We start from the raw sequence: 17,346 nt of genomic DNA, 5'->3' as shown, positions 1-17,346 counted from the left end.
CGGTCCCTGATTGCGGTGATGTGCATCGGCCAGGTCGGCAATCTGCTGCCGCATGTGACGTTGTCCGCGAATCTGGCGCAGCATCTGATGCCGGCGTGGGGGCTGTCGGCGGCCGAAGGCGGCTTGATGGCGAGCGGTTATGCGTTCGGCTACATGCTCGCCGTGCCCGTGTTGACGACGTTGACCGATCGGGTCGACGCACGGCTCGTTCTGCTCTGGGGCTCGATCGTCAGCGGGCTGGCGACCGTAGCGTTCGGAATCTTCGCGCAAGGGTTTTGGTCCGCGACCGCGATCTGGTCCCTTGCAGGGCTTGGATTTGCCGGTGCGTACATGCCCGGCCTGAAGGCGCTGACGGACCGGCTTCCTGCCGGCGACACCTCGCGCGCCGTCACGCTGTACACGTCGAGCTTCTCGGTCGGCGTCGGCCTCTCGTTCCTGCTCGCGCAAGTGATCGCCGACCGTTGGGGCTGGCGGACCGCTTTCCTTGTCACCGGCTTCGGTCCCGTCGCAATGGTCGTCGCGTGCCTCCTCATGCAGGGGCAGCGGCCTGCGCCGAAGGCCGGACGCCTCCTGAACTTCGCACCCGTCTTCGCCAACCGCGAGGCGCTCGGATACATATTCGGCTACGGCGCCCATTGCTTCGAACTCTACGGCATCCGCACCTGGCTGGTCGGGTTCTGGACCTTCGTCATCGCTCATCAAGGCGCGCCGTCGTGGCTGAGCCCCGTCTTGCTGAGCTTCTGCTTCGCAGTGATCTCGATGCCCGCCAGCATCCTCGGCAACGAGGCCGCGCTGAAGTTCGGCCGCCATCGGGCGATCACGATCGTGATGATCGCGTCGGCCTGCGTCGCACTGATCATCGGGCTCAACGCAACTGCGCCGGCATGGGTGCTCGCGCTGCTGCTGCTCGTCTACGGTTTGACGGTGCCGGCGGATTCGGGCGCGCTGACCGCCGGCATGTCGGCCGCCGCGACATCAGAGCATCGGGGTGCAACCCTGGCCCTGCACTCGACGGTGGGCTTCGGCCTGTCAGCGGTTGGGGCCTGGGGGACGGGCGCTGCGCTCGACATTGCCGGCGGCCCGCAGAGCGCGCACGGCTGGCTGCTGGCGTTCATCGTCCTCGCAGCCGGAATCGCGGTGGGGCCGCTCGCACTGCTCTGGGCGCGGAAGCTCCCACCACGGAAGCCGGTGTCGGTGGACTAGCGAGTCAGGTGCTCGCTTCGAGGGGAGTGCAGAACTGGACGGGGTGGAAATGGACAGGGGAACAGGATCAGAATTTCTCGGATGCATCGCTCCCCCCATCCTCATCAGCCTGGAGGATTGTTTCCGATAGCAACGCAGCGGCTTTCTGGAGTGGAGCTATGAACCGGTCCAACTCGGCGAAGCTCACGCGTGCCACGGGAACGGAGACGCCCAGGCACGCGATCAACTCGCGATCCGGAGACAGGATCGGAACAGCGCAGCCAACGACCCCTCTCACATACTCTTCGTTGGTCTTGGCCCAGCCGCGTTTGCGGGTCTCATCGAGGACCTTCATCAGGCTCTCGACGTCGATGATCGTCGTGTCGGTATATTTGGTGAGAGGGAGCGCCCAGCACAGCCTCTCACGCGCCCGCTCCGGCAACCGGCTCATGTAGATCTTGCCGGTGGACGTGCAGTGAAGTGGCGCTGCTTCCCCCGGGTTGAACTGGAGACCTTGAGGTTGCGACACGCGGACGCTGTCGACATACGCAACGACATTGTCACGCACGACGCCGATCTCGCACTGCTCGCCGATTTCAGTGGCGACTGCGCGGAGCACAGCATGCCGACGTGCGGTACGAAAAGCGGCGCCGATGACCCGGGCTGACAACGTGACCAGTTGATTGCCGACCACGTAGCGCTTTGTTCCGAGCGCTCTCTGAAGCAGCCCGCGCTGCTCCAGATTTCCGATGAGTCGATGCGCGGTCGGTAGCGGCAGAGCGAGCGCATTGGCGATTTCTGCGACCGAGACCGCCCTGACTTGACCGGCGACATGGCCGACGATGGCGAATGCACGGTCGAGAGGTCCTTCGGCGTTGTCTTGCGGCATTTTGCATCCTCTCAGGCGTAGTCGTCTCTGTAAGACAAATTATCATTTTTCGGAATTAAAACTACCAAAATATGAAAAATATCTTTGATGCGATCGCTTGTTACCCATATCGTTGGCTCTGCCGAAAGGTGAACAGGATTTGTGCAGCGCAAAGTGAAGCCCTGCCGGGCGCGCTCATCAGGAGAGTGGGATGTCTCGCCATTACAACGTCGATGCCGTGCGGAAGGAATTTCCGGCTGTCGAGCGGATCACCTATCTCGACTCCGGCTTCCAGACGCCCCTCTCGCGTCCCGTCAAAGCGGCGATCGACCTTTTTCTCCGCGAAGGCCTCGAGACGGCCGGTCCGAAAAGCGTGTGGCTCGATCGCGTCGAGCAGACCCGGGAAAAGCTGGCGCGGCTCCTCGGCGCAGCGACAGATGAAATCGCGTTCACCAAGAACACCTCGGAAAGCATGAACATCGCGGCCAACGCGCTGCCTCTGCGTGCCGGCGACAAGGTGCTGATGATCCACGGCGATCATCCGAATAACGCCTATGCGTTCCTCAATCTGCGACGCAAGGGCGTTACGGTCGAGTTTGTGCCGATGACGGCAGTCGTGAATGCCGAGAGCCTTCGTTCGCATATCGACGCGAACACAAGGGCGATCTCGATGTCGCAGGTGACTTTCCATGCCGGTCATCGTTTTGACGTCGAGAGCATCGGCGCCTTGTGCCGGGAGATGGGACTCTATTTCGTCGTTGACGTGATGCAGGCGATCGGCGTCGTGCCGATCGATGCGAAAGCCCTGCGCGCGACCTTCATCGGGTCGGGCAGCCACAAGGGATTGCTCGTGCCGCAAGGGCTCGGGCTCCTGTATTGGGACAAATCCAGGACCGAGCTCGAGCCCGCCTATCTCGCCGCCGCGAGCCTTGCCGAGGTCCCGGCCGATCTCATCGCCAGCTCCGACAAGCTCGACTTGGCCACCAGCGCGCGCCGCTTCGAGCTCGGCAACTTCAACCTCCCGGCGATCCATGCGCTCGGCGCCTCGCTCGACATGATCGAAGCGCTGGGCGTGCAGAATATCCAGAATCATTGCCTCGATCTCGGCGATCATCTCATCGCCCAGCTCGATGCTCTGGACATTCGCCTCGTCGGTCCCCGCAACCGGCAGCACCGCGCGCCGCATATCTACGTCATCGCGCTCCCTGCCGCCGAGTGGCTTGGCCATTTCGAGCAGAATGGTGTCCGCGTGTCGCCGGAGCGGGACGGCATTCGCGTGTCGTTCGGAATGTTCAACAATTTCGCGGATGTCGATCGCCTGATCGATGTCATCAAGCGGCGCGGCCTGAAGCCGTCATCCAGGGCCGCCTAGGCCGTCCATCAAAGGGGAGATGCACATGATGAATTTTGCACGTGTATTCGGTGTTCTGTCCGGCCTCGTGGCCGTCGGCGCCTTTATCCAGCCGTCGACCGCGGCCGATAGTCCCACGCTCGCCAAGATCAAGTCGAGCGGTGCCGTCACCATCGGCTATCGCGAGGCTTCCATTCCGTTCTCGTATCTTGGTCCCGATCAAAAGCCGATCGGCTTTTCGCTGGACCTCTGCGCCGCCATCGTCGAGCGCATCAAGGCCGAAATCAATCTGCCCAATCTCGCCGTCAACTACACTCCGGTGAACTCGTCCAACCGGATTCCGCTCATTCAAAGCGGTACCGTTGACATCGAATGCGGCGGTACGGCGAACGACAAGAAACGGCAGGAGCAGGTTTCGTTTTCGGTCGCGACATTCGTCAGCCAGCCGCGCTGGCTGACGAAGGCGGACAGCGGGCTGAAGACGGCCGGCGATCTCAAGGGCAAGACGATCGTCGTCACCCAGGGCTCCAATGCCGTTGGCTTCGCGCAAGGTGTGAATGCGAAGCAGCAACTCGGATTCAACATCGTCCAGGCGAAAGACCATGCGGAATCCTTCCTGATGCTGAATACCGGCCGCGCCGCCGCCTTTATGGAGGACGATATCCTTCTCGCCGGCCTCAAGGCCGCAGCTCCGAATCCGAACGCGCTGATATTTCTCCCCGAGGGTTATGCGAAGATCTATTATGGCCTGATGTTCACGAAGGGCGACGCCGGCTTCAAGGCGCTCGTCGACGACGTTCTTTCGAAACAGATGGCGTCGGGCCAGTTCGAAAAGACCTACACGAAATGGTTCACCCGGCCGATTCCGCCCAAAGGCGAGAATCTCGCGTTCCCGCTGACGGACGAACTCATGGAGCGGATCGCGCATCCGAGCGACGCGGTCGACTAGTCGAAATGATACCGGAGAATTTTTCGGCAAGCTGATCCTCTCTCGCATCCGGAGCCCCGAGGTTCGCCATGTTCGCAGTGCTTTTTGAGCAGACGGCGGATGGCCAGCGCTATATCGACTGGCTTCTGTCGGGTCTCGGCTGGACCTTGGCGTTGGCTTTCTTCGGCTGGTGGATTGCCTTTGCGGTCGGGGTTGTCGTCGGGATCGGCCGGACCGTGCAGAACCGGGTCGTCGCAGCGTTCGCGCGCCTGTATGTGGAGATATTCCGCAACATCCCCGTCCTGGCGCAGATGTTTCTCTGGTATTTCGTCCTGCCGGAGATCCTTCCGCCCGCGCTTGGAAACGCCATCAAGCAGATACCGCCGCCCTGGGGATCATTCTTCCCGGCGCTCGTGTGCCTGAGCCTCTACACCGCTGCGCGTATCGCCGAGCAGGTTCGTGCCGGGATCGAGGCCTTGCCGAAAGGGCAAACCGAGGCGGCAAACGCGCTCGGGCTCACCGGATATCTGACCTATCGGCACATCATCCTGCCGCAGGCGCTGCGTTTGATCATGCCAAGCCTGACCAGCGAGGTGATGGGCATCTACAAGAACACCTCCGTCGCACTCACGATCGGGCTGATGGAGCTTACGGCTCAGGCTCGCCAGATCAGCGAAGCGACGTTCCAGACCTTCACGGCCTTCGGCGCCGCGACGCTGATCTATCTCGCGCTGGCGCTGATCGCCTACCAGGGGATGGCGCTGATCGATCGGGCCGTGCGCATCCCCGGTGCCGCACGGGCTGGCGATGCGATCGAGCCGAGCCTGGTCGACGACGTCAAACGGGTCGGCTGCTTACCCGACGCGATGGAGGTCGCGAAATGAACAGCCTCGATTTCTCGATTGTTCTTCAGGCGTGGCCCTATCTCTGGTCCGGATTGCTGTTTTCGCTCGCGCTGACTGCTGTGGCTTTCGTGGTCGGCATGATCCTGGGCACCTGTTTTGCGCTCCTGCAGCACTTCGAGCTGCCTGTGATCGGAAAGATTGTGCGCGGCTACATCGCCTTGATCCGCTCGATCCCACTGATCCTCGTCCTGTTCTGGTTCTTCTTTCTGGTGCCGATCGTGCTTGGCCATCTCGCCGGCAACGGCCGTCCGGTTCCGATCGGCGCCACCTGGACTGCCTTCATCACCTTCGGCCTGTTCGAGGCGGCCTACTATTCGGAGATCATTCGCGTTGGATTGCGCGCCGTGAACCGGGGACAGTTTGAGGCGTGCCAGGCGCTCGCATTGTCCACCTTCGAGACGTATCGGAGCGTGATCCTCCCGCAGGTGCTCCGCGTGGCGAGCCCGATCATCCTCAGCCAGACCATCATCCTGTTCCAGGACACCTCGCTGGTCTACGTGCTTTCGCTGACTGACCTGCTCGGTGCAGCCTCGAAACTTGCGCAGCTCAACGGCCGTCTCGTTGAGATGTACCTCGTGGTCGTCGCGGTCTACCTCGCCATCAGTTCGGCGGCATCGCAGTGCGTCGCGTTGCTGCGCAGGCGCTATGCGATCGCGGGAGCGCATCGATGAGGAATCGTTCGAGAACCGCCGTCCTTGGGAGACGAAGATGATTCAGGAGATCGCCGCACACGAGACGAGCCGATCATCGGCCATCGTTGCCGTGGAGGGCGTGGTGAAGCGGTTCGGCCGTTTCACGGCCCTGAGCGACATCAATCTCAGTGTCGCGGCGGGCGAGAAGATCGTCCTTTGCGGTCCCTCGGGTTCTGGCAAATCGACGCTGATCCGCTGCATCAACCATATCGAGAAGCATGATGACGGCCGCATCGTCGTCGATGGCGTTGAGCTGACGGACCGGATGACCGACGTCAACAGCGTGCGCCGCGAGGTCTGCATGGTGTTCCAAAGCTTCAATCTGTTTCCGCATCTCTCGGTCGTCGAGAACTGCATGCTGGCGCCGATGAAGGTGCGCGGCCTGTCCCGCGTGGAGGCGTATGAGCGTGCGATCGGCTTTCTCCGGAAGGTGCGGATCCATGATCAAGCGACCAAATATCCGGGACAGCTCTCCGGGGGCCAGCAGCAGCGCGTTGCGATCGCCCGCGCCCTCTGCATGCAGCCGAAGATCATGTTGTTTGACGAGCCGACCTCTGCGCTCGATCCGGAGATGGTCAAGGAGGTGCTCGAAACCATGGTGGAGCTGGCGCGGGATGGAATGACCATGGTCTGTGTCACGCACGAGATGGGTTTTGCCCGCGAAGTCGCTGACCGGGTGGTCTTCATGGATCGCGGGTCGATCGTCGAGGAAGCCGATCCTGAAACCTTCTTTCGTGCGCCCAGGACCGAACGAGCGAAGGGTTTTCTCAGCCAGATCATCCATTAGGAACGGCGTCCGTGCAGGGTGTGGGCGCTGTGATCATGGCATCCCTTGCTCCGACATGAAAAAACCCGCGGCGGATTGCTCGGCGCGGGTGTTACGATCTTTCGATCTTGTCATTCTGCCAGTGTTTTGCCCGACGTGTCAAAGCTTCCAAGTCCATGGCGCCGCCGCTTCGCCCTGGGATCTGCGACGTGAGTTTTGGGTGATCGGATAGTCCAACGATTTCAATGACCCTGTACTGTGCATGGGGTTGTTTTCGCGCTTTTTGCTTTGAACTGCTGACGCAGCCCCACGTCAGCGCCGTCCGCGCGGCGCCTCGGCCTTGGCGGGCACCTCTGTCTGCGGCGCGCAGGTTGCAGCCTGAAGCGAGGCTTGCGCCTGCGGCATCAGGCCGGGCTCGGCGGCGAGCGCCTTCATGACGATGAGCCCGGTCGCGGTCGGGGAATCGATGATCAGGCGGTCGGCCGCGGTGATCTCCTCGTCCTCGGGCAACTCGCTGTGCTGCGCTTCCGTCATCAGGTCGAGCTCGATCACCTTCCTGCCGGCGGAGCGATCGTTGATGGCGTAATAGGCGATCTCGTTGCGGGTGTAGAACGACACCGAGGTGTAGGCCTGGCTCACCGGCACGGTGAGCTTGATCGGCCCGCTTGTGAGGTCATAGCGGCAGATCGCGAGCGCAAAGGCCGGGTCCATGAACGGCATCGGTGAGGTGTTGGGATCGGCGAGGGGAAGCTGGGTGACGCCGTTGAGCTTGGTCATCGGCGTCAGCCGTGAATAGGCGTCCTGGGTCGCGATCCGCGGCAGCGCCAGCACGCTGACGAGATGGACCACGAGGCCCAGCAGCACGCCCGCGACGATGGTGAACAGGAGCCGGATCATGAGCAGCCCACCGTCGAGATCGTGGGCATCGGCGCATCGCGCTGGGTGCGCGTCGCAACGCCGACCGGGGTGTCGTAGAGCCGCAGCATCAAGGCGTAGCGCTCGATGCCGCCGGTCGGCAGCCAGTTGCCGGCGCGCGAGCGCGAGGCGATGCGGATCTCGAACGTGCCGTCGGACCCCCGCACGATCTCCTGGCTGGTGAAGCCGTAGCGCTGCAGCGTGTTGGCGACGAGGTGGCCCTTGCGGTCGTAAAGCGTCAGCGTCCAGAACCGCGCCGGCGGCGTCACTCCGGAGACGACGACGTCGCAGCGGCCGTCGAGCGGCTTCTTCTTGTCGTCGGCGGTCGCGGTGAAGGCGACGCCGTCGCCGGTGCCGATCGGCAGCTCGCCGTTGCGCACGATGGTGGCGCGCGAATAGGGATCGACGTCCGCGGTGCCGGTGCGCGGGCGGGCGGTCCAGGGGCCGATGGTCAGCGCGCCGATCTCGGTGCCGCGCGTCGTCGTCATCCAGGTCGCGCCGACGCCCACCACGGTTGCGAGCAGAAGGGCCGTCAATGTGATCAGGATCAGCCGCACGGGTTTCGATCAGTTCTTGCGCGGGGCGGATGCGTTCGCATTCTCTTCCGCATAGTTCTGCGGGAAGGCGAGCGCGCTCGTGGACGCGGCCGGCTTGGCTGTCTTGCCGTCGTCGGCAGCGGACTTGTTGGCGGCCCGGGCCGCGTCATCCAGCAGCTTCTCGACGCGGACCAGAATGTCGGCGCCGCGCTTGGTCAAGACGGGCGGCGGACCGGGCTTGGTCTCCAGCACCTTCGGCGCAGCGTTGGCTTGCGCGTTGGCAACGCGTTCCGGCGGCAGCTTCTGGCCCATGCCGACGCCGGGGATCTCCCGGACCTCGACGCCCTGATGCGCCGCGACCATGATGTCGTGCCAGGTCTGTGCCGGCAGCGAGCCGCCGGTCATGCGGTTGGTCGGAGAGTAGTCGTCATTGCCGTACCAGACCGCGCAGGTGAAATTGCCGGTGTAGCCGACGAACCAGGCGTCGCGATACGCATTGGTCGTGCCGGTCTTGCCCGCGGTCGGAATGCCGTCGAGGGCGGCGCGGCGCGCGGTGCCTTCGCTGACGACGTGGCTCATCATGCCGGCCATGTCGGCGGCAATGTTCGGCGGAATGGCTTGCCGCGGCTTCGGCCCGTCGCGGTCCCAGCGCCAGACGAGGTCACCGGCGCCGGTGCGCACCTCCAGCACCGCATGCGGCGTCACCGCCTTGCCGCGGTTCGGGAAGGTCGCATAGGCGACGGCGTGCTCGAGCACGGTGACTTCGTCCGAGCCGATCGGCAGCGACGGCGTGTCGGGCAGCGGCGCCTTGAGGCCGAAGCGGCGGGCGACCTCGACGATCTTGGCGCGGCCGATCTTGGCCGGGTTCGGCGCCTTCGGCTGCTCCTTCTGGCCGATCGCGATCGACAGTTTCACCGGCACCACGTTGATCGAGCGCGTGATCGCCTGTGTCAGCGTCACCGCGCCAGAATAGGAATGGCCATAGTTCTGCGGGCACCAATTGCCGATGCAGACCGGTCCGTCGATCACGATCGAATTCGGCGTGAAGCCGTTCAGAAGCGCGGTGGTGTAGACGTAAGGCTTGAACGAGGAGCCCGGCTGGCGATAGGCGTCGGTGGCGCGGTTGAACTGGCTGGCGCCGTAGTCGCGGCCGCCGACCATGGCGCGGATGCCGCCGTCGAGATCGGAGACGACGGTCGCGGCCTGGGTCGCGTGATAGTCGCGGCCGAACTGGCGCAGCTGGTTCTCGACCGCGTCTTCCGCCGCCTTCTGCACGTTGGCGTCGATCGCGAGCCGCACCACGAACACGCGCTCGGTGTAGGATTTCGGGAAGGTGTCGACCAGCTTGCGCATTTCGTCGAAGGCGTAGTCGAGATAATAGTTCGGCGAAGCCTCGTCGCGGCGGTCGACCGCGAAGGCGGGATTGCGGCGGGCGCCGAACACCTGGCCCTCGGTCATGAAGCCGGCATCGACGAGGTTGTCGAGCACGACATTGGCGCGGGCGCGGGCTGCGGGCAGATTGATGTGGGGGGCGTATTTCGTCGGCGCCTTGAACAGGCCCGCGAGCATCGCCGCTTCCGCCAGCGTCACGTCACGCGCGGACTTGTTGAAGTAGAAATGCGCGGCGCCGTCGACCCCGAAAGTGCCGCCGCCCATATAGGCGCGATCGAGATACAGCTTGAGGATCTCGTTCTTGGTCAGGCGCCATTCGAGCCAGACCGCGAGGAAGGCTTCGTTGACCTTGCGCTCGATGGTTCGCTCGTTGCTCAGGAACAGGTTCTTGGCCAGCTGCTGGGTGATCGAGGAGCCGCCCTGGCGGACGCCGCCGGCCTGGGCGTTGGTGACGAGCGCGCGCGCGGTGCCGGCGATGTCGATGCCAAAATGCTCGTAGAAGCGGCGGTCCTCGGTCGCCAGCGTCGCCTTGATCAGCACGTCCGGAAAATCTTCCAGCGGGATCGAGTCGTTGTGCTTGATGCCGCGGCTGCCGATCGGGTTGCCGTAGCGGTCGAGGAAGGACACGGCGAGATCGGACTTCTTCAGCCAATCCTCGTCCGCGGTCTCGCGGAAGGCGGGGATGGCGAGCGTCAGCATCACGACCAGGCCGCCGAGGCCGAGGGTCGCGGCCTCCGACAGCGGCTCGATGAACACCCAGCGCTTCCACCGCCCGACATAGAAGCGGTCCATGAAGGTCGAGTAGCGCTCGTAGAGCTCGCGGATGCCCTTGGCCGAGGAGAACAGCGAGGAGTCGATGCGCGCATCGAGATCCAGGAAGAAATTCCGGACCTTCTGCTTCCAATGCGGTGGTATGATCTGGCGCACCTAGAACCCTTGAGGCTTGGTTCGAAAGCGTTCAAGCACCCGGCCGGGGCGGCATCGAGACGTCTTGCGGGAATGTTGCGGCAAACCCAAGGCGCCCGGTTCGCGTCCGTGGGGACTTGCCGTTCCTTCTAGCCGAGCAGGGCCTATAAACCAATGGTCACGCTTGCGATTTTGAACAACAGGCCTAATTGACCCCGGTTCATTACGGGCCTTCCGCGAGCGCTGCTTGCAGCCTTACGGCCGCACGCCCTAGATGGCACCAGCCGTAGCTCTTTCGAATCTTGTTGAGGCGCATGACCGCAGCTCCCAAACGACCTTCAGGCCAGGAAGGATTCTTCTGGAAAACCAAGACGTTGGAAGAGATGTCAGGGCCGGAATGGGAAAGCCTGTGCGACGGCTGCGGCCGCTGCTGCCTGAACAAGCTCGAAGAGGAGGACACCGGGGAGATCTATTTCACCCATGTCGGATGCAAGCTGCTCGATGCCGGGACCTGCGGCTGCAAGGATTACGCGAATCGTTCCGACAAGGTTCCTGACTGTGTCCGCCTGACCCCGGCCAATGTCCGCACCCTGAACTGGCTGCCCCCGAGCTGCGGCTACAAGCTCGTCGCGGAAGGCCGCGACCTCTATTGGTGGCATCCGCTGGTATCCGGCGATCCCAACACCGTGCATGAGGCCGGTGTCTCCGTGCGCGGCCGGGTCGAGGGCAGCGAGGAGCAGATCCCGGACGATGAGCTCGAGAACCACATCGTGCAGTGGCCGGCGCAGCTGCCGAAACGGGCGCGCCTGAAGCGACGCCCGAAGGACTGATCCGCCTGCAACGTCGGATCACGGCTTCGGGATGGCCGTGGGGTGGGATGCACCCATGCGCCGCGGTGCCTGCCCGGGAAGAACTTTGCTGTCTACATTGGGCCGCATAGAACGAATCCTTCGCGGCGTTGCGCCGCACCACGGTTTCCGATCGAGATGAACAAGTTCGACCGGCGGAGCAGTTCTGCCGATACCCAGGTGTTGCCCGACGATATCGCCGAAGAGCTATCGCGGCTTCCGAGCGAGGTCTTGAGCGTCGACGACGCTCCTTCGCTCGCGCCGCCGGCGCCGCTGTCACAGGACGAGGTGCGGACCATCGTGCTCAGCCTGATGCTGACGATGTTCCTGGCAGCACTCGACCAGACCATCGTGGCGACCGCGCTGCCGACCATCGGTCGCCAGTTCCAGGACGTCTCGAACCTGTCCTGGGTCATCACGGCCTATCTGCTCGCCTCGACCGCGGTTGCGCCGGTGTTCGGCACGCTCAGCGACATCTACGGTCGCCGCGTCATGATCATCATCTCGCTCAGCCTGTTCGTCGCCGGCTCGGTGCTGTGCGCGGTCGCACCGAACATGCCGATGCTGATTCTGGCGCGCGGCCTCCAGGGCCTTGGTGGCGGCGGCATCATGCCAGTGGTGCAGACGGTGATCTCCGACGTCGTGTCGCCGCGCGAGCGCGGCCAGTATCAGGCCTATTTCTCCAGCGTCTGGATGGTCGGCGGCATCCTCGGCCCGGTCATCGGCGGCGTGTTCGCCGAGCATCTGCACTGGTCGATGATCTTCTGGATCAACCTTCCACTCACGGCCGCGGCACTCGCGCTGCTGCTGCCGAAGATGAAGAAGATCCCGGTGTTCCATCGCAAGCGCAAGGTCGACTGGCTTGGCGGCGTGTTGTTGATGGCGTCCGCGGTGGTCTTCATGCTGGTGCTGACCTGGGGCGGGACGCGCTATCCCTGGCTGTCGTCGACCGTGCTCGCGATGGTCGGAGGCGCCGTCGCGCTCGTTGTCGCCTTCGTGTGGCACGCGCGGCGTGCGGACGAGCCGTTCCTGCCGCTGCCGCTGCTCGGAGGATCGGTCGCGCCGTTCGGGCTGATGGCCGGCGGCTGCGCGCTCGGCGCGATCACGGGCCTCACCGTGCAGCTCCCGCTCTATTACGAACAGGTCTATCACCTCAGCGCCAGCGAAGCGGGCCTCGCCCTGATTCCGCTCGCGGCGGTCTCGACCTGCGGCGCGGCGATCGCCGGTCGCACCATGGCGCGCGCCAAGCATTACAAGCGGGTCGCCATCATCGGCACGTCCTGGGCCGCGCTGTGCGGCCTCGGCCTCACGTTGACGACGCTGCCGCTATGGGCCCTGCTGACGCTGATGGCTGCGTTTGCGCTCGGCCTCGGCACCACTTTTCCGGTCTGCGTGGTCTCGCTGCAGAATTCGGTCGCCCGTCCGCAGGTCGGTACCATCACCGGCGCGTTGAACTTCTTTCGCTCGCTGATGTCCTCGTTCACAGTTGCGGCCTTTGCCGCCATCCTGCTGATCGCGCTCGGCACCGACATTCCGCTCGCCGGCGAGCATCACGCCGCGGGCAGCATCCCTGCGATCCCCGCCGACGACATGCGGCACGCGTTCCGCTATGTCTTCGGCGCCGCGACCGCGCTGATGACCGGGGCCGCGCTCTGCCTGATCATGATGGAGGAGCGGCCGCTGGCCGGCCCCTCCGTCACCAAGCATGTCGAGATGGTGGAGTAGGGCCTAGCCGCCCCGATCGGCAAAGCCGCTCTTTCGCGGCAACAGGATCGTGAACTCCGTGAACGCGCCGGGCTCCGTCGCGACGTCGATCGTACCGCCGTGCTGCTTCACCACGATGTCGTGGCTCATCGACAACCCGAGGCCGGTGCCTTCGCCGGCGGGCTTGGTGGTGAAGAACGGGTTGAACATCTTCTCCTTCACCTCGCGCGCAATGCCGGTGCCGTTGTCGCGGATGCGGATCTCGATCTTGTCGCCGCGGTCGCGCGTGGCCGCGATCACCGTCGGCTCGTAATCGGCGGTGCCGTTGTCCGATTTTCGCTTGGCGACCGCGTGGAAGCCGTTCGAGATCAGGTTCAGCAGCGCCCGGGTGATCTCCTGCGGGAACACTTCGGCTTGCCCGGCCTCGGGATCGAGCTCGCGCTTCAGCGTCACGTCGAATAGCGGCTTCTCGGCGCGGGCGCCGTGATAGGCGAGGTTGAGGCTCTCCTCGACCAGCGCGTTGATGTCGCTCAGCCGGTGCTCGCCGCCGCCTTCGCGCGAATGCAGCAGCATGTTCTTGACGATGGAATCGGCGCGCCGCCCGTGCTGCACGACCTTCTCCAGATTGTCCTTCAGAAGCCCGGTCAGCTCGTCGACTTCGTTGCGGACGTCGTGCGCGAGCCGGACGGGCGTCAGCACTTCGTTCAGCTCATCGGTCAGCTCGGCCGAGAGCGAGGCAAAATTGTTGACGAAGTTGAGCGGGTTCTTGATCTCATGCGCGATGCCGGCGGTGAGCTGGCCGAGCGACGCCAGCTTCTCGGTCTGGATCAGCCGGTCCTGCGCGGCGCGCAGATCCTCGAGCGATTTGGCAAGCTCGCTGGTGCGGTCCTGCACCTCGTTGAACAGGCGCGTGTTCTCGATCGCGATGACGGCCTGGTCGGCAAAGGTCTTGAGCAGGTTGATCGCCTTGTCCGGGAAAGCTCCTGGCTGCGGCCGAGTGACCGCAATGGTGCCGATCGCAACGCCGTCGCGCAGCATCGGCACGACCAGGATGCTGCGATAGCCTCTTATCCGCGCCAGTTCCCTCATGGCGTCCGTGAGGTCGGGTTCGCTCTGCATGTCGCCCCGGAACGCGAACTCTCCGCTCGTCGCCACGCGGCTGTGAATTCCCGGCGACGACAGCGGCGCCGGAAAGGAGCTCAGCAGATCCGCGTTGCCGGCTTCGTTGTCGGTGGTGAAGGCGGCCAGATGCAGCATGCCGTCGATGACGCGGGTGACCGTCGACGAATGTCCCCCGACCAGCGCTTTGGCGCTGTCGGAGATCGCCTGGAACACCGGCGTGACGTCCGCAGGCGAAGCCGCGATCACCTTAAGGATGTCGGCGGTTGCGGTCTGCCGTTCCAGCGCTTCCCGTGTGGCGTTGAACAGGCTGACATTCTTGATCGCGATCACCGCCTGGTCGGCGAAGGTCTGGAGCAGCCGCACATGATGCAGGGTGAACGCGCCGGTCGCGCGGCGCGTGGCGATGATCACGCCGATGGCCTCGCCCTCGCCCATCAGCGGCGCGAACAGCATGCTGCGATAGCCGCGGGCGCGCGCGATGTCTCGCGCGGCCGGCTCGAGCTCGGTATCGGGCAGTTGCGCCGCCGCACCATCGGCCATGAGCTGGTAGGGCGGGAACTGCGCGAACGGCACCGGGAATGAGGCCTGGAGCGCGCGGTCGCCGGCGGCATCCGTCGGCGTGAACGCGGCAAGATGCGCGGCGCCGTCGATGTAGCGCAGCACTGCGGTGGAAAAGCCGCCGATCAGCCGGTTGGCGTTGGCGGCGATGGCGTCGAACACCGGCTGCACGTCGGACGGCGAAGCGGCCATGACTTTGAGAATGTCGGCCGTGGCGGTCTGGCGCTCCAGCGTCTCGCGCGTCTCGTTGAACAGCCGCGCATTTTCGATCGCGATCACGGCCTGGTCGGCAAAAGTCTGGAGCAGCTGCACGACGTCGGCTGCGAACGCGCCGGGCTCGGCGCGCGTCACGCTGATCATGCCGACCGGTGTGCCACGGTTCATCAGCGGCATGAACAACACGCTGCGGAAGCCGCGCAGCCGTGCAAGGTCCCGGTTCAGCTCCGGGACGCCCTCGGCTTCGCTATCGGGAAATTGAATCGTCTCGCCGCCACGCACCAGCGCAAAGGTCGGAAAGTCCGCAATCTTGCGCGGGAACGCCGCCTTGAGCCCCTCGTCCGCCTCGAGGCTGGTTGGTGTATAGGCCACGAGGTGCAGCTCGTCCTCGATGAACTGAAGCACGGTGGCGGAGAAGCCGCCGAGCAAACGTTTGGAGCTGGACGCGATCGCCTCGAAGACCGGCCGGGCGTCGGAGGGCGAGGCCGCGATGGTGCGCAAGATCTCGGCACTGGCGCGCTGACGATCGCCGGCGATCGCAAGCTCGCTTCGAAGCTGCGCATTCTCGGCCGTGGCCGACTGCAATCGGCGCTCGAGTTCCTCGATATCGATGAAAGGGGTGGTCATTCGCGATCCGGCTTGATACCGCGACGTTCGCGGCACCAAGGCGGATTATCATATCTCCTGCGGCCGGGGCCAGCGCCTGCGACAGCAAGGTTTGCCGCCAAAACCGGCCGGGCTCACGTGCCGGGCCGCGACACCTCGGTCTCCTTGCTGGTGATGAACTCCAGCAGCACAGGGGTGCCTTCCTGCGTCTTCTGGATGCCGCGCTTGATCGCGGGGATGATGTCCTCAGGCCTGGTCACCCGTTCGCCGTAGCCGCCGAAGGCGCGCGCCATCGCGGCATAGTCGCCGGAAATATCGGTCGAGCGATATTTCTCGGTCGAAACCGGCATCACCTTCAGTTCGATCGCCATCGAGAAATTGTTCAGCAGGATCGACATGATCGGGATGCGCTCGCGCACCGCGGTCTCGAAATCCATGCCCGTGAAACCAATCGCCGCATCGCCCCAGACGTTGATGCAGAGCTTGTCGGGCTTTGCGAGCTTGGCGCCCATTGCAAGCCCGAGGCCGTAGCCGAGCTGCGTCGTCTTGCCCCAGCCGAGATAGGTGAGGGGCTCGACCGATTTCCAGAACGGCGAGAGCTGGTCGCGCGGGCTGCCGGCATCGTGCGTGATGATGGTGTTGTTGATGTCGACGGTGTGCTGCAGGTCCCACAGCACGCGATAGGGGCTCAAGGGCGCGTCATTACTGGTGAGTTTCGGCATCCATTTGGCCAGCCACTCCTTGTGCGAGGCCGCGATTTCGGCCGTGACCGCGGATGCATCGCGATCCGCAGTGATCGTCCTGCCGATCTCCTCCAGCAGCGCGTCGAGCACGAGCCCGGCGTCGCCGACGAGGCCTATTGTCGCCTCCACATCCTTGTTGAGGTGGTTCGGGTCGAGCGTCGAATGGATGATGGTCTTGCCTTTCGGCATCGCGATGCCGAAGTTTGTTTCGGTGAAGGAGCAGCCGATGCCGAAGATGACGTCGGCTTCAGCGAGGAATTTCGGCACCGCGCGCGGGACCGCGAGGCCGCCGGAACCGAGCGAGAGCGGGTGGGTTTCCGGGAACGACGATTTGCCTCCCAAGCTGGTGGTGACGGGGATGGCCAGCCGCTCGGCGAGCCGTTTCAGTTGCGGCCAGGCCTGCGCGTAATGCACGCCCTGGCCGGCATAGATCACCGGACGCCTGGCGTTGACCAGGAGGCCTGCTGCTTCCTTCACATGCACGGGATCGGCACCGTAGCGGGTGCGCAGCACCGGCGTGTAGTTCAGCGGCTCCGGCACCTCCTCGTTCCACATGTCCGAGGGAATCTCGACGATGACGGGACCGCCGCGGCCGTTCTTCAGTTTCGTGAAGGCGCGGCGAAAGATATTGGCGACCTCGGCAGCAAGGATGATCGGCTCGGAGGATTTCGCGAACGGCTTCATCGCCTCGCTGGAATTGAAGTTCGGCTCGATATGCGCAAGCCTGCGTTGATAGCCCATTGGCAGCACCAGCACGGGCACGGATTCGCCGTAGCATTGTGCGACGCCGCCCATCGCGTTTTCCGCACCGGGCCCGTGCTGCATGCAGAACGCGCCGATCGAACGCCCGGACGTCACCCGCGAGATCGCATCCGCCATGTGGATGCCGACGCGCTCCTGCCGCACCATCACGGGCCGGATCTCGGCTTTCGCCGCATGCTCGATCAGATGGTTGACCGGATAGCCGCAGAGGATCTCGATCCCCTCACGCTTCATGATTTCCGCGATCGCGGTGCCGAGCTTCATGGCGTCTCTCTCCCTGGCGATGCCGGTTGGTCCGGCCGATTAGGGAGAGAGGATCAGGAAATGGGAGGAGGGTAAAGCGCGG

The 17,346-nt window shown here is 64.3% G+C and carries 14 protein-coding genes; 8 read left to right on the top strand and 6 right to left on the bottom strand.

Annotated features, from left to right (window positions below; genetic code table 11):
- Nucleotides 1-18 precede the first annotated feature (18 nt).
- Nucleotides 19-1,203 (top strand): MFS transporter, encoded by a 1,185-nt coding sequence (locus OC450_RS09455; RefSeq protein ID WP_262047738.1) that lies wholly within the window; start codon nt 19-21, stop codon nt 1,201-1,203.
- 67 nt (nt 1,204-1,270) lie between these two features.
- Here OC450_RS09455 and OC450_RS09450 read toward each other — a convergent pair whose 3' ends face one another.
- Complete coding sequence (locus OC450_RS09450) at nt 1,271-2,071, bottom strand: IclR family transcriptional regulator (RefSeq protein WP_211382925.1); 801 nt, start codon at nt 2,069-2,071, stop codon at nt 1,271-1,273.
- Between the two features lie 190 nt (nt 2,072-2,261).
- On the opposite strand from OC450_RS09450, the gene OC450_RS09445 reads away from it, so the two are divergent.
- The 5 genes from OC450_RS09445 to OC450_RS09425 all read left to right on the top strand — a co-directional run bounded on the left by OC450_RS09445 (nt 2,262) and on the right by OC450_RS09425 (nt 6,713).
- Nucleotides 2,262-3,422 carry an aminotransferase class V-fold PLP-dependent enzyme gene (locus OC450_RS09445; protein ID WP_262047737.1) on the top strand — a complete coding sequence of 387 codons (1,161 nt, stop codon included), beginning with the start codon at nt 2,262-2,264 and terminating at the stop codon, nt 3,420-3,422.
- Nucleotides 3,423-3,441: 19 nt separating this feature from the next.
- A complete protein-coding gene (locus OC450_RS09440; RefSeq protein ID WP_262047736.1) occupies nt 3,442-4,350 on the top strand; it encodes an amino acid ABC transporter substrate-binding protein in 909 nt (302 codons plus the stop codon).
- 68 nt (nt 4,351-4,418) lie between these two features.
- Nucleotides 4,419-5,213, top strand: a complete 795-nt coding sequence (locus tag OC450_RS09435; RefSeq protein WP_262047735.1) for an amino acid ABC transporter permease — start codon at nt 4,419-4,421, stop codon at nt 5,211-5,213.
- The gene (locus tag OC450_RS09430) at nt 5,210-5,905 is read left to right on the top strand and encodes an amino acid ABC transporter permease (protein WP_262047734.1); all 696 of its coding nucleotides are present in this window, start codon (nt 5,210-5,212) and stop codon (nt 5,903-5,905) included. The genes OC450_RS09435 and OC450_RS09430 overlap by 4 nt, the downstream gene beginning before the upstream one ends.
- 37 nt (nt 5,906-5,942) lie before the next feature.
- Nucleotides 5,943-6,713 (top strand): amino acid ABC transporter ATP-binding protein, encoded by a 771-nt coding sequence (locus OC450_RS09425; RefSeq protein WP_315986385.1) that lies wholly within the window; start codon nt 5,943-5,945, stop codon nt 6,711-6,713.
- A 291-nt stretch (nt 6,714-7,004) separates the two neighbouring features.
- Here the strand turns inward: OC450_RS09425 and OC450_RS09420 are convergent, their stop codons facing one another.
- Genes OC450_RS09420 through OC450_RS09410 form a run of 3 tightly spaced genes read right to left on the bottom strand, consistent with a single transcriptional unit; the run spans nt 7,005 to nt 10,462 of the window.
- Nucleotides 7,005-7,589 carry a DUF1254 domain-containing protein gene (locus OC450_RS09420; RefSeq protein ID WP_211382930.1) on the bottom strand — a complete coding sequence of 195 codons (585 nt, stop codon included), beginning with the start codon at nt 7,587-7,589 and terminating at the stop codon, nt 7,005-7,007.
- Nucleotides 7,586-8,164, bottom strand: a complete 579-nt coding sequence (locus OC450_RS09415; RefSeq protein WP_211382931.1) for a DUF1214 domain-containing protein — start codon at nt 8,162-8,164, stop codon at nt 7,586-7,588. Before OC450_RS09415 ends, OC450_RS09420 begins: the two co-directional genes overlap by 4 nt.
- Nucleotides 8,165-8,173: 9 nt before the next feature.
- Nucleotides 8,174-10,462 carry a transglycosylase domain-containing protein gene (locus tag OC450_RS09410; protein WP_211382932.1) on the bottom strand — a complete coding sequence of 763 codons (2,289 nt, stop codon included), beginning with the start codon at nt 10,460-10,462 and terminating at the stop codon, nt 8,174-8,176.
- A gap of 293 nt (nt 10,463-10,755) precedes the next feature.
- On the opposite strand from OC450_RS09410, the gene OC450_RS09405 reads away from it, so the two are divergent.
- Nucleotides 10,756-11,271: a YcgN family cysteine cluster protein gene (locus tag OC450_RS09405; RefSeq protein ID WP_211382933.1), complete on the top strand. Its 516-nt coding sequence runs from the start codon at nt 10,756-10,758 to the stop codon at nt 11,269-11,271.
- A 156-nt stretch (nt 11,272-11,427) separates the two neighbouring features.
- Nucleotides 11,428-13,014, top strand: a complete 1,587-nt coding sequence (locus OC450_RS09400; RefSeq protein WP_262047733.1) for an MDR family MFS transporter — start codon at nt 11,428-11,430, stop codon at nt 13,012-13,014.
- 3 nt (nt 13,015-13,017) lie between these two features.
- On the opposite strand, the gene OC450_RS09395 is transcribed toward OC450_RS09400, so the two are convergent.
- Both OC450_RS09395 and OC450_RS09390 read right to left on the bottom strand, forming a co-directional pair.
- On the bottom strand, nt 13,018-15,516 hold the full coding sequence (locus OC450_RS09395) for a GAF domain-containing protein (protein WP_262047732.1): 2,499 nt from the start codon (nt 15,514-15,516) through the stop codon (nt 13,018-13,020).
- Nucleotides 15,517-15,629: 113 nt separating this feature from the next.
- Complete coding sequence (locus OC450_RS09390) at nt 15,630-17,264, bottom strand: thiamine pyrophosphate-requiring protein (protein ID WP_262047731.1); 1,635 nt, start codon at nt 17,262-17,264, stop codon at nt 15,630-15,632.
- Nucleotides 17,265-17,346 lie beyond the last annotated feature (82 nt).

Source organism: Bradyrhizobium sp. Bra78, from assembly GCF_024519855.1.
In the GTDB taxonomy this organism is placed as follows: domain Bacteria; phylum Pseudomonadota; class Alphaproteobacteria; order Rhizobiales; family Xanthobacteraceae; genus Bradyrhizobium; species Bradyrhizobium japonicum_G.
This window is presented reverse-complemented; position numbering and strand designations above follow the sequence as displayed.